This is a genomic window from Acidobacteriota bacterium, assembly GCA_018268895.1.
Lineage (GTDB): Bacteria > Acidobacteriota > Terriglobia > Terriglobales > Acidobacteriaceae > Edaphobacter.
The window spans coordinates 161315-187321 of record JAFDVP010000012.1; the positions used below are offsets into that span (position 1 = coordinate 161315).

Sequence of the window (26007 nt, forward strand, 5' to 3'; positions counted from 1 at the left end):
TCCTCATAAGTCGTCTAAAGTCGCTCACTTGAAAGATTGTTGCGGCTTAGGACGAAGCTGCGGCGTTTGCGCTTGCTCTCGGAGGCGTGGTCGATCTTCTTCCAGAAGCCTACGAAGTAATCGACCGCCGAGATGATGGAGACGATGGTCATCCAGTAGATCGCCGTCAGCGCGATGCTGGGCGTGGTGGCGATTTTGCAATAGGGTATCCTTCTTGGAAGGAGCGGCGTTATGAGCAAGTTGGAACGGATTACGCAACAGCCTGAGGTGATGGGCGGTAAGGCGTGTGTTCGTGGAACGCGTGTGACGGTTGGCATGATTGTTGGCCAGATCGGCGGCGGACTTTCCATTGACCAGCTTCTCGAGGACTATCCCTATCTAACCCGCGAAGACATTCTGGAAGCCTTGCAGTATGCGGCCTGGCGTTCTGAAGAACGCGAGGTTCTCTTGGCCACGGCATGAAGTTGCTGGTTGATATGAATCTGTCCCCTCGATGGGTTGAGTTTCTTGCGAGTCAAGAGTTTGAGGCAGTGCACTGGTCAGCGGTTGGACGGGCAGACGCTGCGGATACAGAACTGATGTCATACGCCGCGGCGAACGATCTGATTGTGCTGACACATGATCTCGACTTCAGCACAATTCTCGCTGCAACTCATGGTGAGAAGCCTAGCGTCGTTCAGATTCGAGCCAATGATCTGCGACCCGAAACTATTGGAGCATCCGTTGCCGGAGCGCTACATCAAATGGCGGCTGAGCTCGCGGATGGAGCTCTTCTAACAATTGATCCACAGCGTACAAGGGTGAGGCTACTCCCCTTGAAGTGAACCTGGATCGCCGTTTCCTAGCCGATGCGGGAGGGGTGTTCCGGTGAGGGCTGGGTGGGCTTGGCCTTGCGGCTTAGGACAAAGCTGCGGCGTTTGCGCTTGCTCTCGGAGGCGTGGTCGATCTTCTTCCAGAAGCCTACGAAGTAGTCGACAGCCGAGATGATGGAGACGATGGTCATCCAGTAGATCGCCGTCAGCGCGATAAAGCGCACGGCGATGACGAATCCGCCGTGGAAGTTCGGGAACCAGAGCCAGTAGTCCCAGCGGTGGGCCAGGATGGCGGCGACGACGGAGACGATCTGGATGACGGTCTTCAGCTTGCCGATCTCCGAGGCCTCGATGGTGAAGCCCTCGGTGGCGGCAATGGAGCGCAGGCCGGAGACGAGGAACTCGCGGCCGATGACGAGGACGGCGATCCACGGGGGCACGATGCGCGGGTTGTAGGCCACCAACACAATGTAGGCGGCGGACACCATGAGCTTGTCGGCCAGCGGGTCGAGGAGCATGCCCATGGTGGTGATCTGGCCGCGTTTGCGGGCGAGGTAACCGTCGACTCCATCGGTGATGGCGGCGAGGATGAAGACGAGCGAGGCGATGATCTCCTGCTCGCCGCCGCGCAGGCCGACCTGGCCGTGCCCCTGGAGCGGGAAGGCGGGCGAGAGTATCCAGATGAGCAGCGGGATCGCTGCGATCCGGCTCATCGTGATGGAGTTGGGCAGATTCATCCGTAGTGGTTTGACGCTCCGGGAACCGGAGAGGTGCACCGGAGCGGATACCTGTCATTCTGCCACATTGCAGCAATGGCTCGCCCGCAGATTAACCCTGTGTTACTAAGGCTTTGTCTGGGCTGCCTTTTCGGCTGCGGCGACGGCCTTTCGGAACTCATCGACGGCGGGAACGGAGTGGGGGCGAAGCGCTCCGGGGGCCATGTATCGCCATGCCGGTGGAGCTTCGAGGGGGTGGGCGAGAGTTCCGTTGTAGACGGCGAAGCTGTCTTCCTGCGGGCCGATCTCGGTCTGCATGGAGGGCGTGGCTCCCTGCTGTGTTGCGCCTACAGGATCGGTGTTCACGGGCTGGCCGTGCTTGCCGCCGAGTTGGACACCGTCGTCAGAAGGATTGATGACTCCGGCGCGGTCGTTCTGACGGGGGTCGGGCATGGTTTCGTTGACGAGATGCTTTTGCCCGCGGCGCACGACGATGATGAGGTCGGCGGGCTGACCGGTGAGCATGGGCTCGAACCGCCCCCAGTTCGCCAATGCCTTTTCGACGTCTTTGCGGGCGGTCTGGTTGGCGAGGGGGTCTTCGGGCGAGATGCCGGAGGCAGGGTCGATGACTACGGAGACGGTTTTTGCCGTAAGGACGTAGGGCGGCAGGACTTCCTTCTTGCCTCGCGCGAGGACAGATGGACCTGCCAATAAAGCCGCAACAAGAACTGCCGTGGTTTGAATACGCATCTCCGTCTCCTGCCTGCTGCGAGGGATTTTACTCCGGCGGCTGTTCTTCGGTTGCGATATGCCGATAAAGAGATCGTCTGCCGAATGAGCCTATGCCGATCTTTCGATTCACGATGACGATGCTTGTCCTGCTGACGGCGGTGCGCGTGGGGGGCGGACAGGTTGTGTCGGCGCCTGTGCTTGAGCCGCCGCCTTCGGCCCCGGTTGTGGGGGGGCAGAGCGTCGCGCAGGTGCCGAGCACGGTGTCGCTGCAGATTACGACGCCGCTGACGGTGTTTTACGGCGAGGCTGTGGATGGGCTGGCACAGGTGACGGCGAATGATGGCTCCGCGGTGACGGGAACAGTCACCTTCTACGATGGCCCGACAAGTTTTTGTACGCTGACGCTGGCGGACGGCGCAAGTTGTCCGCCAAGCGTCGCCACGGGGTTTGGCGCGGGGACGCATGTCTTTACGGCGGCGTATTCCGGCGACGCAACGCATGCGCCGGCTACCTCAAACGCCGTGACGGTTGTGGTGAAGCAGGACGCGACGGCGACCACGATGGCAAGCTCTGTGAATCCGATAGCTGCCGGCGGCAACGTGCTCTACACCGCGCAGGTGCAGGGAGAACATGGGCCGGTTGCAGGCAAGGTAGGGTTCTTCGATGGCGCAGTGTCCATGGGATCTGTGGCGGTGGATGGCAGTGGGCGGGCTGCGTTGCCGGTGCTGATGGTCGCTCCAGGAACACATGCGATTACGGCTGTCTATGCGGGAGATGCGAATTCGGTAAGCTCGACAAGCGCGGAGTTGGATGAAGACGTAACGGCAGCCCTGTCGGCGTCGATGACGATGCTGAACGCGAGTACAGACCCGGTGGCTGCGAATGAGAGTATTACCTTCACCGCACATGTGACCGGGGGAACAAACGCTCCTACGGGAATGGTCGCGTTCGTTGAGGGAGGAACGGTGCTTGGCTCCTCGATGCTGAACGCGTCGGGCGTGGCGGCGTGGAGCACATCGTCGCTCAGCGTGGGCGGACACAGTATTGTGGCTCGATACGCGGGCGATGCGTCGACGGCTCCAAGCGTCTCTGGTGTGCTGGCCATGACTGTTACCGCCGTGGCCCAGCCCTCCGACGGCTTCACGCTCAGCGAGAGCGTGGTGACGGTAACCGCAGGGGGTACTGCGGTCGTTCCGGTAAAGGTCGCGGCGGGGTCAATCTTTGCCAAAGCGATGAGCGTGAGTTGCAGCGGGCTGCCGGACGAGGCATCGTGCCTTCTGACAGCGGGCGCTTTGAAGATCAGGACTGTGGCTCCGCGCGACTGTGCGACTCCAGCGCCTTACGGTGCGGCAGGAGTTCCGCTTATCGGGCCGATACTGGCGGGACTGTTTGCGTTTCTTGTGCCGCAGCGGAGGCGCGCTTTGCAGAGTTTGCTGATTGCGCTTTGTGCCGTGCTGGCGATGGGCGCGATGACGGGATGTGGGACGGGGAACTGCACCGATCTTGGCTCGCGGCCGGGAACGTATACCGTAACCGTGACGGGGAGCGCGGGCGGGTTTTCGGTTTCGCAGAAAGTGACGCTGGTGGTGAAACCTTAGAGCACTCGGGTATCGAGGTAGGACGGTCAGAATGCAGGTTCCTCGACTGCGTGCTTCGCACTTTTTGGGGGATCAAGAAACCCCACATCTCAGAATCGAGATGTGGGGTGCCCGATTTCCGTGACAGCGTCAGGCGTAGATGCCGCGCTGGCGCGTGGTGTAGGCCACGCGATCGATAGCGAGCATGTAGGCTGCGATGCGATTGTTGACGTTGTGGTTCTGCGTATAGGCGATCACGTCGTGGAAGCTCTCGGCCATGATGTGGTCGAGCCGCTGGTTGACCTCGACCTCGGTCCAGAAGTAGCCCATGCGGTCCTGCACCCACTCGAAGTAGCTGGTCGTTACGCCGCCAGCGTTGGCGAGGATGTCGGGGATGATGAAGACCTTCTTGTCGGCGAGAATCTCATCGGCGATAGGTGTTGTGGGACCGTTGGCTCCCTCGCAGAGAATCTTGCAGCGAATTTTATCTGCGTTCTTGCTGGTGATGACGTTCTCTGTCGCAGCAGGAACGAGGATGTCGCACTTGTAGGTGAGCAGCTCGTGCGGATCCACGGCCTCGGCGCCGGAGAAGCCGGTGACGGTGCCCGCGTTCCTGCGATGTTCGAGCAGCGCGTGGATATCGATGCCGTTGGAGTTGTAGAGCCCACCGTCGTACTCGGCGATCCCGATGACCGTGTAGCCCTTTTCAGCGAGGAGCCGGGCGGCGTTGGAGCCGACATTGCCGAAGCCCTGCACGATGACGCGGCAGCCTTCGACCGGCATGTTGAGCACCTTCAATGCCTCGTCGCAGACGACCGCCAGGCCGCGGCCGGTAGCCTCGCGGCGGCCGCGCGAGCCGCCGAGGTTGACCGGCTTGCCGGTGACGACGGCGTTGACCGTCTGCCGCATGTGCATGGAGTAGGTGTCCATGATCCATGCCATCGTTTGCTCGTTGGTGTTCATGTCGGGGGCGGGAACGTCCTTTTCCGGGCCGATGAACTCGATCAGTTCAGCGGTGTAGCGGCGCGTCATGCGCTCGAGCTCACCCTGCGACATCTTTTTGGGATCGCAGATGACTCCGCCCTTGGCCCCGCCGAAGGGGATGTTGACGACGGCACACTTCCACGTCATCCAGCTTGCGAGGGCGCGGACCTCGTCGAGCGAGACGTCGGGGCCGTAGCGGATGCCTCCCTTGGCCGGGCCGCGTGCGACGGAGTGCTGCACACGATAGCCGGTGAAGACCTCGATCGAGCCGTCGTCCATGCCGACGGGGATGTGAACGATGATCTCGCGCGAGGGCTGGCGAAGGACCTTCCAGAGTCCGTTGTCGAGGTTGAGTTTTTTAGCGGCGAAGTCGAATCGAGCAGCCTGGGCCTCCCAGGGATTGGTCTCCTGCTCGAGGGTGAGCGTTTGCATCGTTATTTCCCTTTGCTCCGTTGCTGGTATCAGCGATTCTCCGGCCATCGTTTTGCTCCCTGATAAATAGACGAAGCAAGCATACGCTTTTGACCAGACCGGTCTGTGGCCAAAACCTCCCGGAGTATAGGACGTTGAAAGCGGGCTTCGCAAACGAATCAAAGGGGGTTACGTACCACTTCCGAGCAATGGATGGCAAGCCGCCTGGTGACGCGCATATCGGCTTCGTCGCGCCTCCCGCCAGATGGCGCAAATCATCTTTGCTTACGGCGCCATACGGCGATGCAGGCAGGCCCGGTTATGATGAAGAAAGCCATGCCTGCGACGACCAATTCCCTGCCCCAGGAACCAGATTTCCAGAAGCTGAGCCGCAATCACACGCTGGTTCCCGTCTACCGCACGGTTGCCGCCGACCTGGAGACGCCGGTCTCGGCCTTTCTGCGGATCGCGGCTGAGGAACCGGAGGCGTTCCTGCTGGAGTCGGTCGAGGGCGGCGAACATGTGGGGCGCTACACTTTTATCGGCATCGAGCCCTACAAGAAGATGATCGCCCGTGGCAATGCGATCACGGTTCGTGAAGGGCGAAAGGAAATAAAGTTTACTGGCGACATCTTCAAGGAGTTGAAGCAGTCGCTGAGTGGACACAAACCTGCAAAACTGGCGGGACTTCCTCCCTTCACTGCCGGCGCAGTGGGGTTCTTTGCGTATGACGTGGTGCGGCAGATCGAGAAACTGCCCGCGACCGCCAAGGACGAACTTGGAGTGCCCGATGCCTGCCTGATGTTCTTCGACCAGGTGCTGGCCTTCGATCATGTAAAGAAAGAGATTCACCTGATTGTGACGGTCGACCTTGCGCGCGAGAAGCGCGAAGGCGCTTATGCTCGCGCTGTAAAGCGGCTTAATCGTTTGGAGAAAAGACTCTCAAGCGCGTTGCCCGCGATGAAGAAGCGCAAGCCGCAGGGCAAGCTGAAGCTGGTTCCGCGCACGGCGAAGGCGAAGTTCCTGCAAGGCGTCGAGAAGACGAAGGAGTACATCGCTGCGGGCGACGTGTTCCAGTGCGTGCTGTCGCAGCGGTTTGACTGCGAGCCCGGCGTCGATGCCTTCGAGGTCTACCGCGCGCTGCGTATCGTGAACCCTTCGCCGTACATGTACTTTCTCCGCTTCGGACTGGATGAAACCCACGTCTCAAAAGCAAGACGTGGTGCGCCCACTTCTTCGAAGAAGAAGCCTGTGGCGCACCACATTGTTGGGTCGTCGCCGGAGCTGCTGGTGCGCGTGCACGGCCGCGACGTGGAGTACAGGCCGATCGCCGGAACGCGGCACCGCTCCGCCGACGAGGTGGAAGACCGCCGCATCGAGGCAGAGCTTCGCTCCGACGAGAAGGAACGCGCCGAGCACATCATGCTGGTCGACCTGGGCCGCAACGACGTGGGCCGCGTCAGCGAGTTCGGTAGCGTGAAGGTGAAGGACCTGATGTTCGTGGAGCGCTACAGCCATGTGATGCACCTGGTGAGCGCGCTTGAAGGAAAGCTGAAGGCCGGGCTGGCCCCGATCGATGCCTTCCGCGCCTGCTTCCCCGCGGGGACGCTGAGCGGCGCGCCGAAGGTTCGCGCGATGGAGATCATTGAGGAACTCGAGCCTGCGCGGCGCGGTGTGTATGGCGGAAGCGTGTTGTATGCAGACTTCAGCGGCAACCTCGACTCCTGCATCGCCATCCGCACGCTCTACATGAACGGCCCACACGGACACATTCAGGCGGGTGCGGGAATTGTGGCCGACTCGGTGCCGGAGAAGGAGTTCGAGGAGTGCCGGAACAAGGCGCAGGCCGTGGTGCGGGCCATCGAGCGGGCGCGCGGCTAGCGGATCGTGCATCCGCTCGATGTCCCACTCGTGCCTGCGCCTTGAATGGGGCAGCCGGCGTGATGGGATGAAGTTCCGCCATCGCTACCGGCGTCAGGCTAGCCGGCGTGGCGAGTCGCTGAGCTTCGAGGGAGTCTTTGCGGCGGCACCTTCCCTGCTCGAGTGAAGCACCCAGAGAATGCCGCCAACGACCTGCACCGCCGAGATCGCCCGCGTGAGGTTGGGGTGGTCTTCGAGGGACTGCATCAGGTTCTTCCACGGCTCGGGGCCGTAGTGCCACGCCTTGGCGTCACGACGCGGATTGATCATCCCCATGACACCGTCTCCGATGAGGGCCATGGCGGTGAAGTGCTTCCAGCGGCTTAGATCGAGCTGCATGTGTTTCTCCCCAATCACATAAGACGCCCGAGAGCCCAGTTCGTTGCCTACAGCGTAGAATCGAAGACAGCCATGGTCTTCGTTCTGGACAATTACGACTCGTTTACCTACAACCTGGTGCAGTACATGGGCGAGCTTGGCGCCGAGATGGTGGTCAAGCGCAACGACGAACTGACGCCGGAGGAGGTCGCCGCTCTGAACCCGGAGCGCATCCTGATCTCGCCGGGACCTTGCACGCCACAGGACGCAGGCATCAGCATGGGGCTGATCCGGCAGTTTGCGAAGAGCGAGCGCAGGGTGCCGATTCTCGGTGTGTGCCTCGGGCACCAGGCCATCGGCGCGGCGTTCGGCGGCGATGTCATCCGCGCCCCCAAGCTGATGCACGGCAAGACGAGCGAGGTAGAGCACGACGGCCGCACGATCTTCGCGGGAATCTCGACGCCGATGACGTGCACACGATATCACTCGCTGATCGTGAGCCCGAAGGGTTTGCCGGCAGAGCTTGAGGTTTCGGCGCGGACGATCGATCCCGTCACCGGCGAAGAGACGATCATGGGCCTCAGGCATCGCGAGCTTCCGATTGAGGGCGTGCAGTTTCACCCCGAGAGCGTACTGACCTCGCACGGCAAAGAGATTATTGCGAACTTCCTGAAGATGTAAGTTCTACAGGGGTCATGGGTGCTTGCAATCGACACCCAGACAACCGGTCCAGCGCCCCTCCGACTCAACTTCGCGAAACCGTGGATCGGGCGAGTCCCCAAGCTGGGCCCGGCGGATGGAGACAAACCCGGCATCGGCCAGTTCTACTTCAATGCTCTTGTAGTCCCACATCCACAGGTGTTTGGAGCGGCCGAAGAGCGCAGTGGGAATTGCGCGGAGACCTCGCGGGCTGCTCTTCTCGCCCAGATAGCTTTCCTGCATAAATCGATTTGCCGCATCTTGACTGTCGCTTTTCACGTAGGCCTGAATAAGCTGCTCCAGGTCAGGCAGAACCATGCGGAAGGTACCGCCGGGACGCAGGTAGCTATAGACATTGCGCAGCGTGGTGCGAAATTCCTCCAGCGACAGATGCTCCAGGACGTGGGAGCTGTAGACAGCCTCCAGGGACTGCGGCCGAACGGGCAGTCCTTTGATGACATCCCCATACGAAATGTTACTGGGGTAGATAGGAAATCCCCTCTTCGCCAAAAGCGCCTTGAGGAATGGAAATCTGCTTTGTATCCAGAAAGCAGGGCCGGCATCAAAATTCAGCCAGCCGTCTGGGGCCGTCGTCCCACAGCCGAATTGCATGTAACCCTTTTCCATCAATGCGCTCCTGCTTCGCCAAATCTATGCACATCTTAGCATTCAGATTTTTGACAGGAAGGGCCATTGCAAGAGTGAACAGATGCAGGAATTGCGTGCGGAGCAGTAAGCTGGTTCTATTCGCTACTGAGCATGATGATGAATCGAGACTGCTTCAACTTCCGGCTGCTGCGCCTGTTTCTGCTTGGGACGCTGCTGTCTTCGACGAGCGGAGCCCAGCAGACGATCGGCACAGTCCAACTGCAGGATGCGACGGTGCAGGGAGCGCTTCGCGTTGCAAACGGCCACGCCATTCTTGAAGGTGCTTCAACGGTCATTGCAAAAGGTCTCCCGGTTACGGTGAGCCTGCGGCAAGGCGGCACGGTGCGCATATGCTCGACGAGCGGTCTGCATTTAAATGCCGGAAGGACAACGGCCGGCGAGACGCCATTGTTGCTGGCCCTCGACCGCGGCGCGGTGGAGATTGCGACTCGCGCCACGACGAACGACGTGGTGATGACGCCGGACCTGCGCTTCACGCTGAAGACGTCTGGAGTGCTCGACCTGCGGATGCGCGTCGCCCGCAACGGCGACACCTGCGTCGACAATCGCGGAGCGGCCGCGCCAACGCTGAATGTCGCCGACCAGTTTGGCGAGTCGAGCTACGAGCTGCACGCCGGACAACATGTTCTCTTCGAGCACGGCAGCCTGAAAGAAGTTGTCGACAACGAGAGCGAGCCGTGCGGATGCCCGCCTGAACCGGTCGTCTCGGTCGCAGATGCGGGTGTCAGTGGTGGGACTCCTGCAACTCCAGGAGCAGCGGTTGCCGAGAAGACTGCGGCGGAGCGGCATCCGTTTCCCGCAGCGGTGAGCGCGGGCCTCTCCCCCGCAAGCGCCCTGCCGCCATCGCCGCAGGGCCAGGTGCACGCACAGGTTTCGACGACGATGAGCTACGGCGCGACGGCGAACGGCGCCGCGACAGGTAACGATGGCGCGCCACCGGCCGTAGCTTCAAACACGGACGCTGCAACGGCCGCGACGGCGCAAGCCGCTCCTGCGGTGGCTGGCCGCAGCGAAGCTGACGCGAGTGGCGGGCGTGCGCAGGCACCTCCTCCGCCACCTGCACCTCCTCCGGGCAATGTTCTTCATTCCATCGGCCGGTTCTTCAAGAGGCTGTTCAGCGGCCACTGACGCGGCCCCTCACGGCCTCGCTGCGTTACAATGGAGAGAGGTTCGGATGATCGGCAGCCATGCTGGCGTGCCGCCGGACACACTCTCAAAACAGGCTGAAATTCAGCACAGTTCAATAAGATCAGGGGTTTTTTATGTCGATTCCCGCCACACAGATGCGCCCGGGCATGGTTATCAAGTTCAAGGACGATCTCCACCTCGTCTTTTCGGTGGAGCACCGCACGCCGGGCAATCTCCGCGCCTTCATCCAGGCCAAGCTGCGCAACATCCGCACCGGCGCCATGTTCGTCGAGCGCTTCCGCTCGCCCGACCCGATCGACCGCGTGGTGGTCGATGAAGTAAAGATGGAGTACCTGTACAACGACGGCGACGACTACTACTTCATGGACATGGAGACCTTCGAGCAGACGCACCTGAAGCGCGAGACGCTGGGCGACGCGGTCGACTACCTGCTGCCAAACCTGACCATCGCCGTCAGCTTCCACGACGGCAAGGCCGTCGGTATCGAGCTGCCGAACGTGGTCGAGATGACCGTCGTTGAGACGGAGCCTGGCATCAAGTCGGCCACTGCCTCTTCGGTCACCAAGCCTGCCAAGCTCGAGACGGGCCTCGTGGTGCAGGTCCCCCCGTTCATCAACGAGGGCGAGAAGATTCGCGTGGATACGGCTGAAGGCGCTTATATGAGCCGTGCGTAAGATTGTGACCACAACTAATATTCAGATTGATACTTCAGACGGCTTCGTCAATCTCAGAATACCTGTCCTCAATGCACAGCTATTCGGGAAAGGCGAAGCCTCTCTTCTCGCCTCAGGTTCGCTTCTCGGTCAAAGTGCAGCGATCGAGATTCATATCGAGCCGGGACTTAAGCCTAATAATGATCTCTTCAATGAGAAGATCCCTATTAACGCAGGGTTTGACGGTATTCAATTCCTCTTTCAAGGGAACCAGGGCCATCACTTCGCAGAAGGTTTCTTCGACCTTTATCAAATTTCAAGACGAGAACTTTCACTGCCTATCAAAATGTCTTTTACAGCCGTCGCGCTGTATGGTGAACCTGCCAATATCGCCACTGAATTCGTAAAGTTCAAACTCTTTCACGACGAAGGAAGCACCGATGAAGAAGAGGGGCCTGACTACTTCGAGATGTTTCTAAACATTGACCTTCCCAGTGGCTACATTGAACTTAATGAAAAAGACACCGAGTTTCGATCTGGTGTGCTGTTCTCATTAGCCTCTCAATTCATGTAATTTGGCGTACCCTTGCACGCTGGCTCTTTGCTCTGCGAAACTGAAGCTCAATGGTTCGTTATTTCCTCGTCAAAGGCCGTGTACAGGGCGTCGGGTTTCGCTGGTTCGTTCATCGCGAGGCCGCGGAGCTTGGTCTGCGTGGCTGGGTGCGCAACACCGATGCGGGGCACGTTGAGGTTGTGGCTTCGGGCAAGCCGGAGCTGCTGGCCGAGTTGAAGGATGCCTTGAAGAAGGGCTCGCGCGGAAGCCGCGTCGACGCCGTCGTTGAAGAAGAGTTGGCCGAATGCGAAGATGTGAAGCTCGGACCGTTTGTGATTGAAGGAGCCTGGTAAGAGAAGATGCCGAATGCGAATCTGATTAATTGCGAGCCTTTGAAGGAACTGGTACGGACCGTTCCCGACTTCCCCAAGCCGGGGATTCTCTTCTACGACATTACGACCCTGCTGAAGGACAAGACCGGCTTCGCGCAGTTGATCGACGCCTTCGCCGCCTACTACATCGGCAAGGAGATCGACCTGGTGCTCGGCATCGAGGCGCGCGGCTTTATCTTCGGACCCGCGCTGGCCTATCGCCTCAATGCGGGCTTCGTTCCTGTTCGTAAGCCGAAGAAGCTTCCCGCCAAGACGGCGAAGGTCAGCTACGACCTCGAGTATGGCACGGACTCGCTTGAGATCCATCTCGACGCGATCAAGCCGGGCCAGCGCGTGGTGATCGTCGACGACCTGCTGGCGACCGGCGGCACGATGCAGGCCACGGTGCAGCTTGTGCGCCAGATGGGCGGCGAGATCGCGGGCATCGGCTTCGCCATCGAGCTGGACTTCCTCAAGGGACGCCAGAAGTTCCCCGAGTACGACGTGCTGAGCCTGCTGCACTACGACGAATAACGAGCGAAAGACGCGATCCGCAAGACTGAAGCGAGAGATGATCTCTCGCTTCACTTTTTTTGCGCGTGCGGGTTCTGTGTCTTTCGGGCGCAGGACGCATCCAATCAGTATCCCTACAGGAGATGGAGAACTTCGATGATTGCTACCAAAGGTTATGCTGCGCAGTCGGCGACCACGCCGGTTGCTCCCTTCAACTATGAGCACCGCGAGCCGGGCGAGAACGACGTTCTGATCGACATTCAGTTTTGCGGCATCTGCCACTCCGACATTCACCAGGCGCGCAACGAGTGGGGCAACGCGCTCTATCCGATGGTGCCGGGGCACGAGGTCGTCGGCACGGTTTCGCGCGTGGGCGCGAAGGTGAAGAAGTTCAAGGTTGGCGATATCGCCGCGATCGGCTGCATGGTCGACTCGTGTCGCAAGTGCAACTCGTGCAAGGACGGCGAAGAGCAGTACTGCGAGCGCGGACAGACCGTTTATACCTACAACTCAAAGGGCAAGGACGGCAAGTTAACCTGGGGTGGCTACGGCAACCACATCGTGTGCGACGAGGCGTTTGTGCTGTCGGTGCCGAAGAACCTCGACCCAGCCGCGTCCGCGCCGCTGCTGTGCGCGGGCATCACGACCTACTCGCCGCTGAAGCACTGGAACGCTGGCCCGGGGAAAAAAGTCGGCATCGTCGGACTGGGCGGGCTTGGCCACATGGGGCTGAAGTTCTCGCATGCCTTCGGTGCGCACACGGTCCTGTTCACGACATCCGCCTCGAAGATTGACGACGCCAAGAAGCTAGGCGCTGATGAGGTGATTCTTACGAAGGAGAAGGATTGGGCCGCCAAGCATGCAGGAAGCTTCGACTTCATCCTCGACTGCGTCTCCGCCGACCACGACCTGAACACCTACCTCTCGCTGCTGAAGCGCAACGGCACGCTCTGCCTGGTGGGCGCTCCGGAGAAGCCTGCGGCGGTTAGCGCCTTCTCGGTGCTCGGACGGAAGCAGCTCTCAGGTTCGATGATCGGGGGCATCCGCGAGACACAGGAGATGCTGGACTTCTGCGGCAAACACAACATCGTCTCGGACATCGAGATGACCAGCTACGACAAGGTGAACGAGGCCTGGGAGCGCGTCATCAAGGGCGATGTGAAGTACAGGTTCGTGCTGGACACGAAGACGCTTTAAGTGCGGATGCAGGCGATCAGGGGTGAGCGATCACCCCTCGCGCCGTCATGAGCGAGTTCCCCTGGCGTCGTCATTCTGAGCGAAGCGAAGAATCTCAGTAGTCCGCCATTTCGAACGACGACAGCGGTTTCATATTCGTGGAGCGCTTTTCCAAGCGAGGATTCGTGCAGCCACGAGCAAAATACAGGGATTCTTCGCTGCGTTCAGAATGACGGCAGAAAATGAAGCTGCTGAGGGAACGCTTGCGGACCTCATGCGGCCTCGGAGATGCGTAGCTGCTCTCCGGGGCCGAGGTAGCTTTTGCGCTGGAACCAGTCCTGCATGGCATCCTGGAGCCGGTTGAGTGGCACGCGGTTGCCTGCTTCGAGCATGCCGTCGGCGATGGGAAGCGTGTCGTCGAAGATGGCGTCGTTGGTGAAGTTGCGCATGCTGAAGCTGTCGAGCCACTTGATGGGGCACGCGTGCGCGACGCCCTGGGCGTCGATGCGTTCGATTTGCAGCTTGCGGGCGAACATGGCGTGATCCGAGCTTCAGGCGAAGAGCAGGTACATGGGCGAGTCGACCGCGACGGTTTGCGTTGGGCCGGTAAGTTTGCCAGTGCCCTGGTCGCGGCGAAAGACGGTTACGGAAGCCGAGTCCTGATTGCCGCAGAGCACCCACTGGAAGGTGGGGTCGAAGGTAAAGTGTCGAGGAGTCCTGCCTCCCGAGGAGATGCGCTGCACCTCCTTGAGCGCGCCGTCGTCGCCGATGGCAAAGACAACGAGCGTGTCTTCGCCGCGGTTGCTGGCGTAGAGGAAGTTACCGTCGGGCGAGATCATCACCTCGGAGGCGGTGTTCTTCGCGGCCAGAAAACCGGGAGCGAGCGTGCTGACCGTTGTGCTGGCGTTGACGAGCAGTCCCTTCGGGCTTGAGCCTCCGTGAGTCGTCGTCCAGAGGAAGCGGTCGAGCGTGGAGTCGAGCTCATTGATCAGATAGATCCAGCGGCCGTTGGGGTGAAAGGCGATATGGCGCGGGCCTGAGCCGGCGCGCGTACTGGTGAGCAGAGGAGTCGACGGTGTGAGTTTTGCCGTGGAGGGATCGATGCTGTAGACCGAGAGAGCGTCGTTGCCGAGGTCGTTGACGATGAGGAATCGGTCGTCGGGCGAGATGAAGACCGAGTGCGGGTGGGGCTGATCCTGCCGAACCGGGACCGGGCCTTTGTGACCGAATTTTGGCTCGCGGTAGTTGAAGGTATCGACGGGGTTTGAGAGCGTCCCGTCGGGCTTGATGCTGTAGGAGGCGATGGTCGCCCCCCAGTAGTTTGCGACAAAGGCGGCCTTGCCGGTCGAGTCAACCGAGATGTAACAGGGCCCGGCTCCGGCGGAGGAGACCTTCGCCTTCTGCGTGAGCGCGCCGGTTCTGCCGTCGAGCTGGAAGGCAGTCACGGTTGCGTCGGGACTTTTGACGGCGTTGACGGCATAGAGCATACGGCGGCCTTCTCGCATCGGCGTCACCGCGAGGAAGGATGGCCGCGGCGTCTCGGCTGCGAGAGTAGGTGTGCTGAGCTTGCCGGTGGCTGGGTCGAAGCTCCCCTGATAGATGCCTTTGCCGGCTCCGCTCGACGTGTCGGCACCGATATAAAGGCGGACGGGAGCGGGCGGCGCCGGCTTCTTCTTCCGGAACGGTGAGACGAGATCCTGGGCCGAAGCCGCGTATGCGGGCAGAAGAAGAAGAAGAAACCGGCGGCGAGTCGTCATGACTGATTAGATCGACTCGCCCGGTAGATGGATTCCCATTTCGTCTTCAGGTCGGATGTTTTCGTTGATGACGGGCAGGCTGGGCAGGTTCATCGTGCTACCAGCCTCCCGCACGACGGCGTCGGCGTGGGCAAGAACCTCGTCGACGGTCATGGTGTACATCTCGCGGCCGTTGTCGTAGCCGGACTCGACGGCATGTTTGAGGTAGCGCCCCGCGATCTGCGCAGCGAGATAGTCGGTGATGACCTTGCCGGTGCGGTGCTTCATCTCCACCCATGCCAGGTTCGGCAGGGCGATCCAGACGGTGCGCCCGTTGACGGTGAAGCGGATGTCGGTGGCGTCGGCGTGGCGTGTGGCGATGGCAACGACGGTCCCCTTCCAGGAGCAGCGGAGCTGCTCGCCGGTCCAGCGGTCGGTCACTAGGAAGTCTTCGTACATACGTAAATTTTAGCGCAGAGGGGGATGGCATTACCTCTCTCCCTGCTTTCGCACAACAATCTTCGCTATCAACCCTTGGCGGCACGAGCAAAATGCGCCGAGGGGAGTTCAGGGCGCAGCCGGGGAAACCTCCGATGGCGGCGGGGCTTCCGTTTGCTGAAAGAGGCTGGCCGCCACGGGGAACTCGAGCCGAAAGCGCGTGCTGATGTTCTGGTCGAGGTTACCGCTCTCGACGGAGATGCTTCCACCGTTCTTCTCGACAAGTTCTTTGGTCACCCAGAGCCCGATGCCGGTACCGACGTCAGCCTTGGTGCTGAAGAAGGCGTCGAAGATGCGGGTCTGATCGGCGGTTTCGATGCCCGTGCCGTTGTCTTCGACGAGAACAACGGCGCGATTTTCGCGATAGCCGGTATGCAGGCGCAGCAGGGGTTTGTCGCCGCGGAAGGCATCGATGGCGTTGGCGATGAGGTTGATGAGGACCTGCCGCAGCTCGTGCGGCGCGATCTCGATCTCGACGCCCGGGGTGTAAAAACGCTCGACGGCGATGTTCAGCAGGTCGCAGCGGCGCTGATAGATGCTGAGCACGGCATCGAGCACCTCGGCCACCTTGACAGGGGCGCGAACGCTGGCCGAACGCGCGAAGGTAAGGGTGAGGCGCGTGATATTGGCCAGACGCGCAATCTCCTCTTCGGCGAGGGTGACATAGGAGCGCGTGGCGTCGCTGAGAGTCTCATCGGAGTCGATGAGATAGAGGAGGTTGGTGACGGACTCCAGCGGATTGTTGACCTCATGGGCGACGGTAGAGGCGAGGCGGCCCATGGCTGCGAGCTTTTCCGAGCGGATGAGCGCGGTCTCGACAACCTTGCGGCGGGTAACGTCGAAGGTTGCTCCACGCCAGAGATGGTGCGAGCCGGGAACCTTGCTGCCGCGCGCTTCAAGCCAATGAATGTCGCCGTTGGGCCACAGGACGCGATATTCGGCGCGCAGAGGCTGCCCGGTGTTGACGGCGGTTTCGATGGATTCGCGGAAGCGCTCGCGGTCTTCGGGAAGGATAAAGTCCAGAGGCAGGGCTTTGTTGTCGAGATCGACGAAGGGCCGGCCGAAGACGCGGGTGGAACCGGGGTCCCAGAAGGTCTCCATGGTATCGGCATTGAAGAGCCATGTGCCGAGATCGCTGCCCTGCTGTGCGAGGGTGAGGGCCTCAGTGCGTTCCTGAAGCGATTCGAGCGTGGCGCGCAGTTTGTTCTCGGCGGAGCGCTGTTTCCAACTGAGGAAGGTGAGAAAGAAGGCGCCCGCAAGAAGAGTTGCCGTGCGCTCGATCTGTCCGATGCTGAAGTTGAACTGCTGGCGCAGAGGATTGAACGGCAGGCTGTAGGCAGCAACCGAGGTCAGGATGGAGACCAGCGCCGGACCCGGGCCGGCGAGCGCGCCGAGGCCAGCGATGACGCTGAAGTTCAGGGCGAAGGGGATGCTGTGCAACTCAGGCGTGCGCACGGTGATCCATGCCGAGAGAAGAGGAAACACCACGGCGCAGGCGTACCAGACCATCTGGTACTTCGCTGAGCGCTCTGCGGTGGCATTCTTGCGGGCCAACCCTTTCTCTCCTTTTCGATAAGGGTAATTAGACGCCAAGCTCTGCGCGAATGGCGTTGGCGATGGTGTCGGCGTGGCGGCGCATCAGGGGTTCGGACTCGGCTTCGATCATGACACGGGCGAGCGCTTCTGTGCCGGAGTAGCGGATGACGACGCGGCCGGAGTCGGCCAGCTCCCTTTCTGCAGCAGCGATGGCAGATGCCACTGTGGGAATGGTGTCGAGAGGCTTCTTCTCGCGCACCTTGACGTTGACGATGACCTGGGGAAAGACCTTGAGGTCGGCGACGAGTTCGGAGAGCGGCTTGCCGCTGCGATGAACGACGTCGAGCAGCAGCAGTGCGGTGAGGAGGCCATCGCCGGTGGTGGAGCGGCCTGAGAAGATGATGTGGCCGGACTGCTCCCCGCCAAGCGCGGCGTTCGTCGCGAGCATTTGTTCGAGCACATATTTGTCGCCGACGGCGGCACGGAGCATCTGAATGCCCGAGCGCTTGAGTGCGGCCTCGAGCCCCATGTTCGACATGGTGGTGGCGACGACGGTGGAGTTGGTGAGCAGGCCGCGAGACTGAAGATCGCGCGCGGCAAGCAGGAGTACGGCGTCTCCGTTGACGACGTTGCCGTACTCGTCGGCGAAGAGCGCGCGGTCGGCGTCGCCGTCGAAGGTGATTCCCATGGCAGCGTTGTGGTGACGGACGGCGGCGGCGACGATCTCGGCGTGAAGCGCGCCGCAGTGTTCGTTGATATTGCGGCCGTCGGGCGAGGCGTGGGTGATGATGACCTCGCCGCCGCCGATCTGCGCGAACAGTTCAGGTGCGACGGCGGAGGCAGCACCGTTGGCGCAGTCGATGACGATACGGCGATTGTCGAGAGAGAGGTTGGGAACAGCGGCGATAAGGAAGCGGATGTAGTCCGCGCGGTCGGAGTCGTTGACCTTTGGAGGGTTGTGCGAAACCCAGGTCTCAGAATCGAGACCTGGGGCACCCGGCGTTTCCAAGTGCTTGAAGATTTCGGCTTCGATGGCGAGCTCGGTGGCGTCGGGAAGCTTGTAGCCATCGGGGCCGAAGACTTTGATGCCATTGTCCTGCCAGGGATTGTGCGAGGCGGAGATGACGATACCTGCGGAAAAGCTGTGGGTGTGGGTGAGGTGTGCGATGGCCGGCGTCGTGATGACGCCGGCGCTCTCGACGGCTGCACCTCCGTCGGCCAGCCCGGCGGTGAGAGTGGCTGCGATCGAGGGACCGGACTCGCGCGTGTCCATACCGACGAGGACGCGCGGCGAGGGCGACTGGGAGGCGAGCGAGCGCGCGAGGGCGCGGCCGATGGCGTAGACCGTGGGAGGATCGAGCGGGTACTGGCCTGCGACGGAGCGGATGCCGTCGGTTCCGAAGAGCTTCTTCATTTGCTGCTTTTCTCCGTTGCAACTTGCGTTGCGTCTTCTTTGATGCGTGTGACCTGTGCTGAGAGCGATCCGGTAGCGAGTCGCGCGCGGATGGTCTGTCCGGGTGCGGTATCGTTGGCGGAGCGAAGGAGTGTGCCGTCGGCATTCCCGCCCTCTATATAGACGAGAGCGTAGCCTCGTGCAAGGACACTGAGAGGTGAAAGGGCCGCGAGACGTGTCGTGGCGGACTGCACGCGGATGTGGTGGGTAGCGAGGACGCCGGCGGCGGAGTGATGGAGACGCTCGGTGTTGCGTTCGAGGCAGCGACGGGTGGATGCGAGCTTGAGAGAGATGTCCTGTTGGCGGAGACACTCGGTGAGAGCGCGGAGGCGCTCGGAGTTGGCGCGCAGGCGGCGGGTAGCGGCGCGGTCGAGGCGGAGCGTGAGTTCGTCGATGCGCTGCGCGCGGCGGTCTATGCCTGCGGAGACGCTGGCGAGAACGGCTGGAGCAGAGAGGCGGGCGTAACGCTGGCGGGCCTCAAGAAGATGCAGACGGATGGCGCGGCGGACGCGAAGGTCGAGCAGGGCGACGCGCTCTTCGATGCGGTGCTGGGCAGAGGTGATGATCTCGGCTGCGGCGGAGGGGGTGGGTGCTCTGTGGTCGGCTACAAAGTCGGAGATGGTGAAGTCGGTCTCGTGCCCGATGGCGGAGACGATGGGGATCTTTGATGCGGCGATGATGCGGGCGAGAGCTTCGTCGTTGAAGGAGGCGAGGTCTTCAAGCGAACCTCCGCCGCGGGCGATAAGAATGAGGTCGGCGTGCTGCGGGTGCGCGTTGAACCAGCGGATGGCGCGAGCGACGGATCCAGGACTTGTCGGTCCCTGCATGACTGCGGGGTGGACGAGCAGATTGAGGGGAGCGTGGCGGCGACGAACGACCGTGGCGATGTCGCGGATGACTGCCCCGGTGGGCGAAGTGATAACGCCGACGCAGCGCGGGAAGGCGGGCAGTGGGCGTTTGCGTGCGGCGTCGAAAAGGCCCTCGGCGAGCAGACGCGCCTTGAGCTGCTCGAAGGCGAGCTGGATGGAGCCTGCGCCGCGAGGCTCAAGAGTCTCGGCGATGAGCTGGAGCTGGCCCCGGGATTCATAGACGGAGACGCGGCCCCGTGCGAGGACAGCGAGGCCGTCAGCCGGGCGGAAGCGGAGGAGCTGGGCCTGGCGGCGGAAGAGGACGACGGGGAGCTGCGCGGAGGCGTCCTTGAGGGTGAAGTAGATGTGGCCGGAGGGGGCGGGGCGGCAGTTGGAGATCTCGCCCTCGACCCAGATGTCGGTGTGGGTGGTCTCGACCTGCTGGCGGATGCTGCCGACGAGCGAGGCGACGGTCCAGATGCGGCGCTCAGCTTTTTGGGGGGCTGGCGAAGATGAGGGCTTCTGAGGAGGCGCGGGCGGATCGTTCGCTGTGTCGTTCGCTGTAAAGAGGAGACCACTCTGAAACCCGGAGGGTTCCGGTTGCGGCTTTATGGAGCGGGATCTTCCCCGGGCGGCCCTGAGGCTGGCCAGCGTTGGCGGGTTGTGCTCCGGGGAGGACATACAGAGGTTGAGTCTAGCAGGGTGGGGAGTCTGGCGGCCCTGTCAGGATATTGCGCGGCACAGAGGAAAAGCAGATTCCTCGCTTCGCTCGGAATGACAAGGAAAATTTCGAAGAACGATGTGGATTAGCGGCGGAAGTGGTTGATAAGCCAGAGGAGGAGGCTGAGGACAACGCTAAGCAGGATGGAGGTGGCCAGGGGAAAGGAGAAGCTCCAGCCGCGGCCTCGCCAGTTGAAGTCTCCAGGCAGGCGGCCGAGGGGAATGTTGAGGCGATGGAGCCCCACGAGGACGATGCCGATAACCACGAGCAGAAGGCCAAGCGAGATGAGGATACGGCCGAGGTCGGACATGTGGCTCTTCCTTTTGCTGGTTGTTGCGGAGGTTCCGTAGCGCCACAGGAAGAATGCAGGTCCTTCGGCTCGCTACGCTCGCTCAGGATGACAATTCATCCGAAATCCACTTAAAACAAAACACCTGCGGGACTGGCCCGCAGGTGTTGGCTGATTTCCGTTCCGCACGCGCTTGTTACTGCGCGAGTGCGGCGCCACCGGCGGGGGTGGGGCTTAGCTTCTGTGCGGCGATCATGCCTGCGGGGCCCTTGGCATCCTTGTCCTTGAGGGTGGCGTAGACCTTCTTGGCCTCTTCAGGCTTGCCCTCGGCCTCGTAGAGATCGGCCAACTGAAGCTGGGCGGTTCCGGCGGGAACCGAGGTGCTGGGGTGCGCGGTAAGGTCGTTATAGACCTCGATGGCCTGGGCGTCGCGGCCGGTCTGGCGGTAGAGCTGGGCGAGCCCGAGCTTGGCAAGCGATGCGAGGTCGCTGTTCCAGCCGGAGGCGACCTGCTTGAGTGTGCTCTCGGCGGAGGCGTTCTGGCCCGATTCGACGAAGGTCAGCCCGGCGAAGTAGCGGGAGAGGCGACCCGAGGAGGTCATGCCGTACTGGTCGGCGACCTGGACAAACTGCTTGCTGGCCTCCTTGGCGCGATCTGCGGCGGAGGGGAACGTTTTGACGCCGGGAGGGACCTGCTGACCGGGTGAGACGACCGGGGTCTGGTAGGTCTGCATGGCGTTGCCAAAGGCAATATCGGCCTGCTCGCTGCGATGCTTGTAGGTAATGCCGCCTACGATGGCGATGAGGAGGGCAATCGCCGCGACAGATCCCCAGATGATGAGGGAACGGCGGTTCTGGTCGGCCCATTCGAGGCCATGCTGGGCGGTGTCGATGAACTGATCGTGCTTGAGGGCTTGACGGGTTTGCTGGTCCACGGGTCGGATCGTCCTTCTTTTAGGGCTTCGTGCTCAAGGCACGAACGTTACGCGTGCAGATCGCACAGACTCTTTAAGTCTATCAGCGGATGGGCGCTGGGCGAGCAGATAAGGGATTTTTCCAGAGGTTGCGGGACAACTGGTCCCGGAAAAATACAGTTCGCGGATCATTTAACGGGCTTGATGTCGCAAAAAAGTGCAAAATACTTAAGTAATTCTTTTGGACACGGAACCTCTGATTTCTTCAACAGAACTACCGATATCAACTTGAAGAGCACGAATCGGCCATGTTGACGAGACTGCCTGCAAATATCGATGCCGTAAACCGCCAGATCCATCGATTCTCGGGTCTGCGCTTTCAATGGCCGGTATTTCCCTCTGCCCTGGAGAGCCGGTTCGAGCGGGACACGGCGGGTCGCCGGTCCAGGCGGCTGTGGCTTGAGGGCCTGATCGCCATCGCACTGTTCGACCTCTTCCTGATCGCCGACTACTTCAGCTCGCCACAGGACTTTCGCCGCGCCTTTGTCCTTCGCCTTCTGATCATCACGCCAATCTGCCTGATCGTGAACGCGAGCATGTTGCAGAAGCCGGACACGGCAGTACGGGAGACGAGCATTGCGTTTGCGTCGTGCCTTGCCGGAGCGACGCAGCTTTACCTGGAAGCGAACAAGAGCGCGACAGCTTCTGCCTATGTGCAGATGGCTGTCCTGGCGGTCCTGCTGTTCACCAATATCGTCATGCGGCTGCGGTTTCCGTATGCCCTGGCTTCGTCGGCAGCAATGCTTGCTGCGGACTGGGTGTTCCTGAGAGTGGACCGCATGCTGACGGGCCGCGAAGAGGTGCTGGGGATAGCACTGGCGATCGCAACGACGGCGATTACGCTGGTAGCCAACTACAGCGCTGGCCGGGAAGAGCGGCTGAACTATCTTCTGAACCTGCGCGATGAGTTGATGGTGGAGGACCTGAACCGGCTGAATGCGCAACTACTGCGGAGATCGGAGAGCGATGCGCTGACGGGACTGGCGAACCGGCACTCGTTCGACACGCAGTATGCCGAGCTATGGAAGCGGGCGCTGACGTCGGGAACCGGCCTGTCGGTGATTGTTGTGGATGTCGACAACTTCAAGATGCTGAATGACCGCTATGGCCATCTGTATGGCGACGAGGTGCTGCGGAGAATTGGGTCATTGCTGCAACAGGCGCTGCGCGCCAAGGACGATTTTGCCGCCCGGTTCGGAGGCGAGGAGTTTGTGATCCTGTTGCCGGGCACACACCAGCCGGCAGCGGCGCAGGTGGCCGAGCGTATATGCAAGATGGTGGAGCTTGCTGGCTTTCCGGCGCTGGATTCTTCTCACAAGCCTTATGATTCCAACACCGTGGCAACGGTAAGCTGCGGCGTCGCAACCGCGTATCCCACGTTGCGCGACCGCGCCGAAGACCTGCTCGAGGCCGCGGACAAGGCGATGTATCAGGCGAAGGCGAATGGACGCAACTGCGTCGCATGCGCGCGGTATGGAGCCGCTATCGCTGACAGGGCCAGAGTAGCTGCTATTTGATATCTCGCCAGTTCTGACCGACGCCTACCTCGGCGACGATGGGGACGGAGAACTCGGCGACGTTTTCCATCTCATGCTTGACGAGGGCTTCGACCTCCGCGGCTTCCTCGGGAACGACATCGAAGAGAAGCTCGTCGTGGACCTGGAGGGTCATGCGGGAGCGCAGTCCGCGCTTCGCAATCTCCTCGTCGATGCGGATCATGGCGATCTTGATGAGATCGGCGGCCGTGCCCTGGAGCGGCGTGTTGACAGCAGTGCGTTCGGCGAAGCCGCGCATGTTGGGATTGCGCGACTGGATGTCGGGAATGGGGCGGACGCGACCGAAGGATGTGCTGACGGCCTGATTGCGGCGCACGGTGGCGAGGGTCTCCTCGATGAAGCGTTGTACTCCCTTATAGCGATCGAAGTAGGTTTCGATGTACTGCTTTGCGGTCTTCTGATCGATGCCGAGCTGCGCGGCGAGGCCGAAGGGCGAGATGCCGTAGACGATGCCGAAGTTGACGGCCTTGGCGCGGTTGCGCGTCTCCTTGTCCATGGTGGCAGCGTCGACGCCGAAGACCTCGGCGGCGGTCAGCGTGTGGATGTCCTTGCCGGTGCGGTAGGCGTCGACCAGCAGCGGGTCCTGGGAGAAGTGGGCCATCAGGCGCAGCTCAATCTGCGAGTAGTCGGCCGACATGAGGACATTGCCGGGCGCTGCGATGAAGGCGGCACGAATCTCGCGGCCCACGGCGGTGCGGATGGGGATGTTCTGCAGGTTGGGGTTGATGGAGGAGAGCCGGCCGGTGGCGGCGCCGACCTGGTTGAAGGTCGTATGGATGCGGCCCTCTGCATCAGCCAGCGAGGGCAACGTGTCGAGGTAGGTGCCCTTGAGCTTCTGCAACTGACGGTACTCGATGACGAGTGCGGCGATGGGGTGCGACTCCGCGAGCTCTTCGAGCACGTCCTGCGCGGTGGAGACGACTTTGCCTTTGCCGTACTTCATGGGCTTGGGGAGGAGCATCTTGTTGAAGAGGACGTCGCCGAGCTGCTTGGGGGAGTTGATGTTGAAGCGGTGGCCGGAGTCGGTGTAGATCTTTTCAGAGAGGTTGTCGATCTCGACGGCGAGGCGGGTGGACATCTCGCGGAGGAACGCAGGGTCGATGCGGACGCCGGTCTGCTCCATACGAAGGAGGACGGAGACGAGGGGGAGATCGATGGTGTTGTAGACGTGCTGGAGCGGAGAGATTGGCGGCGCTCCACCCGGTTTCTTACTGTTCTCTGTTCCCTGTTCCCTGTTCCCTGCCTGATCAGCGAAGAGCATATCTGTGGTGACGGCTCCGCCTAGTGCAGGATCGTCGGCGGGGATGTTGTGGTCGGTGGGGGCGTAGTCGGCGATCTGCTTGCCCAGAGTTGCGGAGAGGCGCACGATGGCAGCGGCAGCCTCAGGGAGTCGCTTCGGGTCGGCGGGGTTGTCCTTTGTGCTGTGGTAGACGAGGGTGCGGCTGGTCGAGCGCGCGGCGATGTCGGGCAGCGTGTGCGAGCCGTGCGTCGGGTTGATGAGGTAGCTCAGCAGCATGACGTCGTTGCGTACTCCTTCGAGCTTCAGGTTGTGCGCCTGAAGAACGCGGAGGATGGCTTTGAGGTCGTGGACGTCTTTGGGGAGGGTGGGGTCGGCCAGGGCATCTTTGATGCCTGGCGTGTCGAGTGAGACTTCGATGGCGAAGTGGTTGTTTGCGGCGAGACCTAGTTGGTTTTGAGATTTTTCATCCCACCCTTCACTGCGTGAAGGATGGGGCACCCGATCATTTGTGACTGCACTAAAGAGAGATAAGTTCTCGGAGGCGGGTGGCTCGGGCTCCTCTTCGCTTAGTTCGGCGGCGGTTTCTTCGGCAATGGCCTGGGCGTCTTCGGAGATTGCGATGGCGAGGCCGTTTGGCTTGCCGGTTGCCGAGTTGATGGCGCGCGCCTCTTCGAGGAGCTGCTTGATCTGCTCGGCTGACGGCTTTGTTTCGTAGGTGATGACGGTAGTGTCGGCGGCGGGCGCGAGCTCCTTGAGCAGCGTCGTGAACTCGAGTTCGCTGAAGAGGGCGCGGCAGGCGTCGGCGTCGGCGGGCTGCGTGCGCATGGCGTCGAGCGAGTACTCGATGGGGACCTGGGTGTGGATGGTGACGAGCTCCTTTGAGAGCAGGATGTTGTCGCGGTTGTTGGCCAGCGACTCGCGGTAGGTCTTGCGCTTGATGGCGTCGGGCGTGGCCGTGGCCGCGTCGATGGCGGCCTCGACGGTGCCGAACTGCTGGATGAGCTCGACCGAGCCTTTGTCGCCGATGCCCGGGGCACCGGGGATGTTGTCGACGGAGTCGCCGCGGAGGGCCATGACGTCGATCACTCGTTCAGGCGGAACGCCGAGCGTTGCCTCGACGCCAGCGGGGTCGAGGATGAGGTTGTCTTTCGTCGGGTTGAGGATGGAGACGTCGTTGGTGACGAGCTGCATCATGTCCTTGTCGGAGGAGACGACGTAGACGTGGTGTCCCAATGCTGCGAGCTTGTGCGAGAGAGTCCCTATGACATCGTCGGCTTCGAAGCCTTCGTAATAGAGGATGGGGATGCGGAAGGCCTCGAGGGCGCGGCGGATATAAGGCTGCTGCTGGATGAGGTCGGGCGGGGTCTCGGTGCGATTGGCTTTGTAGCCGCCGTATTCGATAGTCTCGAACTGCTGGGTTTTGATGTTGAATTTTTTGACGTCCTTCATCTGCGCGGCCATCTCGTTGCGATGGACGGGGGCACCGACGTCGTAGACGGCAGCGAGGTACTCGGGCTGGAAGTCCTTGCGCAGCTTGTTGATCATGTTGACGAAGACATACGTCGCCGCGGTAGGAATGCCGGTGCGCGTGGACATGGGCCGCTGCCGCGCCATGGCGTGATACGCGCGAAAGATGAAGGCCATCGAGTCGAGAAGATAGATGGGGGGCTTGGTGGACTTGGTCTCGGTGGGCTTGGTGGGCGTCTTTGCCATGGCCTTTTGATGGTAGCGCGTTGAGGGAGGATTGGAATTATGCGCGCATCCTGCAAACCCACATCTGGCGATAAGACCGCCAGATGTGGGGCGCCTGATTTGTGGCTCAAAAGGGAAGATGCAGGTCCTTCGACTACGCGCATTGCGCTCCGCTCAGGATGACAAACCTGGTGGAGCCAGCTTGTATGTCA

Annotated in this window: 26 protein-coding genes and 1 pseudogene; 12 read left to right on the forward strand and 15 right to left on the reverse strand. The window is 61.5% G+C overall.

All coding sequences use genetic code 11. The features are described from left to right. Nucleotides 1–14: 14 nt before the first annotated feature. Nucleotides 15–176, reverse strand: a pseudogene (locus JSS95_14245) (CDP-diacylglycerol--glycerol-3-phosphate 3-phosphatidyltransferase). 55 nt (nt 177–231) lie between these two features. Between JSS95_14245 and JSS95_14250 the strand changes: the two are divergent. Together JSS95_14250 and JSS95_14255 are read left to right on the forward strand one after the other, a co-directional pair. Next, complete coding sequence (locus JSS95_14250) at nt 232–462, forward strand: DUF433 domain-containing protein (GenBank protein MBS1800972.1); 231 nt, start codon at nt 232–234, stop codon at nt 460–462. After that, nucleotides 459–824: a DUF5615 family PIN-like protein gene (locus JSS95_14255; protein ID MBS1800973.1), complete on the forward strand. Its 366-nt coding sequence runs from the start codon at nt 459–461 to the stop codon at nt 822–824. The genes JSS95_14250 and JSS95_14255 overlap by 4 nt, the downstream gene beginning before the upstream one ends. 17 nt (nt 825–841) lie before the next feature. On the opposite strand, the gene pgsA is transcribed toward JSS95_14255, so the two are convergent. Both pgsA and JSS95_14265 read right to left on the reverse strand, forming a co-directional pair. Next, entirely contained in the window at nt 842–1549 is a 708-nt protein-coding gene (gene pgsA, locus JSS95_14260; protein ID MBS1800974.1) for a CDP-diacylglycerol--glycerol-3-phosphate 3-phosphatidyltransferase, read from the reverse strand. Nucleotides 1550–1654: 105 nt separating this feature from the next. After that, on the reverse strand, nt 1655–2278 hold the full coding sequence (locus tag JSS95_14265) for a hypothetical protein (GenBank protein MBS1800975.1): 624 nt from the start codon (nt 2276–2278) through the stop codon (nt 1655–1657). A 92-nt stretch (nt 2279–2370) separates the two neighbouring features. Here JSS95_14265 and JSS95_14270 point away from each other — a divergent pair, with 92 nt between their 5' ends. Continuing rightward, nucleotides 2371–3858 (forward strand): Ig-like domain repeat protein, encoded by a 1488-nt coding sequence (locus JSS95_14270; protein MBS1800976.1) that lies wholly within the window; start codon nt 2371–2373, stop codon nt 3856–3858. A gap of 129 nt (nt 3859–3987) precedes the next feature. Here the strand turns inward: JSS95_14270 and JSS95_14275 are convergent, their stop codons facing one another. After that, entirely contained in the window at nt 3988–5301 is a 1314-nt protein-coding gene (locus JSS95_14275; protein MBS1800977.1) for a Glu/Leu/Phe/Val dehydrogenase, read from the reverse strand. A gap of 267 nt (nt 5302–5568) precedes the next feature. Here JSS95_14275 and trpE point away from each other — a divergent pair, with 267 nt between their 5' ends. Beyond that, complete coding sequence (gene trpE / locus JSS95_14280) at nt 5569–7113, forward strand: anthranilate synthase component I (GenBank protein ID MBS1800978.1); 1545 nt, start codon at nt 5569–5571, stop codon at nt 7111–7113. A 93-nt stretch (nt 7114–7206) separates the two neighbouring features. Here the strand turns inward: trpE and JSS95_14285 are convergent, their stop codons facing one another. Then, complete coding sequence (locus JSS95_14285) at nt 7207–7491, reverse strand: hypothetical protein (protein ID MBS1800979.1); 285 nt, start codon at nt 7489–7491, stop codon at nt 7207–7209. Nucleotides 7492–7563: 72 nt separating this feature from the next. Between JSS95_14285 and JSS95_14290 the strand changes: the two genes are divergently transcribed. Then, nucleotides 7564–8151, forward strand: coding sequence for an aminodeoxychorismate/anthranilate synthase component II (locus JSS95_14290; GenBank protein MBS1800980.1), 588 nt, complete (start codon nt 7564–7566; stop codon nt 8149–8151). A gap of 12 nt (nt 8152–8163) precedes the next feature. Here JSS95_14290 and JSS95_14295 read toward each other — a convergent pair whose 3' ends face one another. Next, nucleotides 8164–8796 (reverse strand): methyltransferase domain-containing protein, encoded by a 633-nt coding sequence (locus tag JSS95_14295; GenBank protein MBS1800981.1) that lies wholly within the window; start codon nt 8794–8796, stop codon nt 8164–8166. 138 nt (nt 8797–8934) lie between these two features. On the opposite strand from JSS95_14295, the gene JSS95_14300 reads away from it, so the two are divergent. From JSS95_14300 to JSS95_14325, 6 genes are all read left to right on the forward strand, one after another. Continuing rightward, a complete protein-coding gene (locus JSS95_14300) occupies nt 8935–9966 on the forward strand; it encodes a nuclease (protein MBS1800982.1) in 1032 nt (343 codons plus the stop codon). A 134-nt stretch (nt 9967–10100) separates the two neighbouring features. Further along, the gene (gene efp / locus JSS95_14305; protein MBS1800983.1) at nt 10101–10661 is read left to right on the forward strand and encodes an elongation factor P; all 561 of its coding nucleotides are present in this window, start codon (nt 10101–10103) and stop codon (nt 10659–10661) included. Further along, a complete protein-coding gene (locus JSS95_14310) occupies nt 10654–11214 on the forward strand; it encodes a hypothetical protein (GenBank protein ID MBS1800984.1) in 561 nt (186 codons plus the stop codon). Before efp ends, JSS95_14310 begins: the two co-directional genes overlap by 8 nt. Nucleotides 11215–11264: 50 nt before the next feature. Next, nucleotides 11265–11546 carry an acylphosphatase gene (locus tag JSS95_14315; protein ID MBS1800985.1) on the forward strand — a complete coding sequence of 94 codons (282 nt, stop codon included), beginning with the start codon at nt 11265–11267 and terminating at the stop codon, nt 11544–11546. Nucleotides 11547–11552: 6 nt separating this feature from the next. After that, the gene (locus JSS95_14320; protein ID MBS1800986.1) at nt 11553–12098 is read left to right on the forward strand and encodes an adenine phosphoribosyltransferase; all 546 of its coding nucleotides are present in this window, start codon (nt 11553–11555) and stop codon (nt 12096–12098) included. Between the two features lie 135 nt (nt 12099–12233). Next, complete coding sequence (locus JSS95_14325) at nt 12234–13274, forward strand: NAD(P)-dependent alcohol dehydrogenase (protein ID MBS1800987.1); 1041 nt, start codon at nt 12234–12236, stop codon at nt 13272–13274. A 251-nt stretch (nt 13275–13525) separates the two neighbouring features. Here the strand turns inward: JSS95_14325 and JSS95_14330 are convergent, their stop codons facing one another. The 8 genes from JSS95_14330 to JSS95_14365 all read right to left on the reverse strand — a co-directional run bounded on the left by JSS95_14330 (nt 13526) and on the right by JSS95_14365 (nt 21268). Next, on the reverse strand, nt 13526–13789 hold the full coding sequence (locus JSS95_14330) for a hypothetical protein (GenBank protein ID MBS1800988.1): 264 nt from the start codon (nt 13787–13789) through the stop codon (nt 13526–13528). Nucleotides 13790–13804: 15 nt separating this feature from the next. Further along, entirely contained in the window at nt 13805–15010 is a 1206-nt protein-coding gene (locus tag JSS95_14335) for a lactonase family protein (protein MBS1800989.1), read from the reverse strand. A gap of 6 nt (nt 15011–15016) precedes the next feature. Further along, entirely contained in the window at nt 15017–15448 is a 432-nt protein-coding gene (locus JSS95_14340; protein MBS1800990.1) for a hypothetical protein, read from the reverse strand. A gap of 108 nt (nt 15449–15556) precedes the next feature. Beyond that, nucleotides 15557–17041, reverse strand: a complete 1485-nt coding sequence (locus tag JSS95_14345) for a PAS domain-containing protein (protein ID MBS1800991.1) — start codon at nt 17039–17041, stop codon at nt 15557–15559. A gap of 28 nt (nt 17042–17069) precedes the next feature. After that, the gene (gene glmM / locus JSS95_14350) at nt 17070–18437 is read right to left on the reverse strand and encodes a phosphoglucosamine mutase (protein MBS1800992.1); all 1368 of its coding nucleotides are present in this window, start codon (nt 18435–18437) and stop codon (nt 17070–17072) included. Continuing rightward, entirely contained in the window at nt 18434–20005 is a 1572-nt protein-coding gene (gene xseA / locus JSS95_14355) for an exodeoxyribonuclease VII large subunit (GenBank protein ID MBS1800993.1), read from the reverse strand. The genes glmM and xseA overlap by 4 nt, the downstream gene beginning before the upstream one ends. A gap of 125 nt (nt 20006–20130) precedes the next feature. Beyond that, nucleotides 20131–20355, reverse strand: coding sequence for a DUF2905 domain-containing protein (locus JSS95_14360; protein MBS1800994.1), 225 nt, complete (start codon nt 20353–20355; stop codon nt 20131–20133). A 175-nt stretch (nt 20356–20530) separates the two neighbouring features. Next, a complete protein-coding gene (locus JSS95_14365) occupies nt 20531–21268 on the reverse strand; it encodes a tetratricopeptide repeat protein (GenBank protein MBS1800995.1) in 738 nt (245 codons plus the stop codon). 287 nt (nt 21269–21555) lie between these two features. On the opposite strand from JSS95_14365, the gene JSS95_14370 reads away from it, so the two are divergent. Then, nucleotides 21556–22824 carry a GGDEF domain-containing protein gene (locus JSS95_14370; GenBank protein ID MBS1800996.1) on the forward strand — a complete coding sequence of 423 codons (1269 nt, stop codon included), beginning with the start codon at nt 21556–21558 and terminating at the stop codon, nt 22822–22824. Here JSS95_14370 and polA read toward each other — a convergent pair. Next, a complete protein-coding gene (polA, locus tag JSS95_14375) occupies nt 22817–25816 on the reverse strand; it encodes a DNA polymerase I (protein ID MBS1800997.1) in 3000 nt (999 codons plus the stop codon). The genes JSS95_14370 and polA overlap by 8 nt on opposite strands. Between the last annotated feature and the right edge of the window lie 191 nt (nt 25817–26007).

Bases quoted from the DNA above. Each gene is read 5' to 3' on its own strand.
- JSS95_14250 (MBS1800972.1), top strand. From the start codon at position 232: ATGAGCAAGTTGGAACGGATTACGCAACAGCCTGAGGTGATGGGCGGT.
- JSS95_14255 (MBS1800973.1), top strand. From the start codon at position 459: ATGAAGTTGCTGGTTGATATGAATCTGTCCCCTCGATGGGTTGAGTTT.
- pgsA (MBS1800974.1), bottom strand. From the start codon at position 1,549: ATGAATCTGCCCAACTCCATCACGATGAGCCGGATCGCAGCGATCCCG.
- JSS95_14265 (MBS1800975.1), bottom strand. From the start codon at position 2,278: ATGCGTATTCAAACCACGGCAGTTCTTGTTGCGGCTTTATTGGCAGGT.
- JSS95_14270 (MBS1800976.1), top strand. From the start codon at position 2,371: ATGCCGATCTTTCGATTCACGATGACGATGCTTGTCCTGCTGACGGCG.
- JSS95_14275 (MBS1800977.1), bottom strand. From the start codon at position 5,301: ATGGCCGGAGAATCGCTGATACCAGCAACGGAGCAAAGGGAAATAACG.
- trpE (MBS1800978.1), top strand. From the start codon at position 5,569: ATGCCTGCGACGACCAATTCCCTGCCCCAGGAACCAGATTTCCAGAAG.
- JSS95_14285 (MBS1800979.1), bottom strand. From the start codon at position 7,491: ATGCAGCTCGATCTAAGCCGCTGGAAGCACTTCACCGCCATGGCCCTC.
- JSS95_14290 (MBS1800980.1), top strand. From the start codon at position 7,564: ATGGTCTTCGTTCTGGACAATTACGACTCGTTTACCTACAACCTGGTG.
- JSS95_14295 (MBS1800981.1), bottom strand. From the start codon at position 8,796: ATGGAAAAGGGTTACATGCAATTCGGCTGTGGGACGACGGCCCCAGAC.
- JSS95_14300 (MBS1800982.1), top strand. From the start codon at position 8,935: ATGAATCGAGACTGCTTCAACTTCCGGCTGCTGCGCCTGTTTCTGCTT.
- efp (MBS1800983.1), top strand. From the start codon at position 10,101: ATGTCGATTCCCGCCACACAGATGCGCCCGGGCATGGTTATCAAGTTC.
- JSS95_14315 (MBS1800985.1), top strand. From the start codon at position 11,265: ATGGTTCGTTATTTCCTCGTCAAAGGCCGTGTACAGGGCGTCGGGTTT.
- JSS95_14320 (MBS1800986.1), top strand. From the start codon at position 11,553: ATGCCGAATGCGAATCTGATTAATTGCGAGCCTTTGAAGGAACTGGTA.
- JSS95_14325 (MBS1800987.1), top strand. From the start codon at position 12,234: ATGATTGCTACCAAAGGTTATGCTGCGCAGTCGGCGACCACGCCGGTT.
- JSS95_14330 (MBS1800988.1), bottom strand. From the start codon at position 13,789: ATGTTCGCCCGCAAGCTGCAAATCGAACGCATCGACGCCCAGGGCGTC.
- JSS95_14335 (MBS1800989.1), bottom strand. From the start codon at position 15,010: ATGACGACTCGCCGCCGGTTTCTTCTTCTTCTTCTGCCCGCATACGCG.
- JSS95_14340 (MBS1800990.1), bottom strand. From the start codon at position 15,448: ATGTACGAAGACTTCCTAGTGACCGACCGCTGGACCGGCGAGCAGCTC.
- glmM (MBS1800992.1), bottom strand. From the start codon at position 18,437: ATGAAGAAGCTCTTCGGAACCGACGGCATCCGCTCCGTCGCAGGCCAG.
- xseA (MBS1800993.1), bottom strand. From the start codon at position 20,005: ATGTCCTCCCCGGAGCACAACCCGCCAACGCTGGCCAGCCTCAGGGCC.
- JSS95_14360 (MBS1800994.1), bottom strand. From the start codon at position 20,355: ATGTCCGACCTCGGCCGTATCCTCATCTCGCTTGGCCTTCTGCTCGTG.
- JSS95_14370 (MBS1800996.1), top strand. From the start codon at position 21,556: ATGTTGACGAGACTGCCTGCAAATATCGATGCCGTAAACCGCCAGATC.
- polA (MBS1800997.1), bottom strand. From the start codon at position 25,816: ATGGCAAAGACGCCCACCAAGCCCACCGAGACCAAGTCCACCAAGCCC.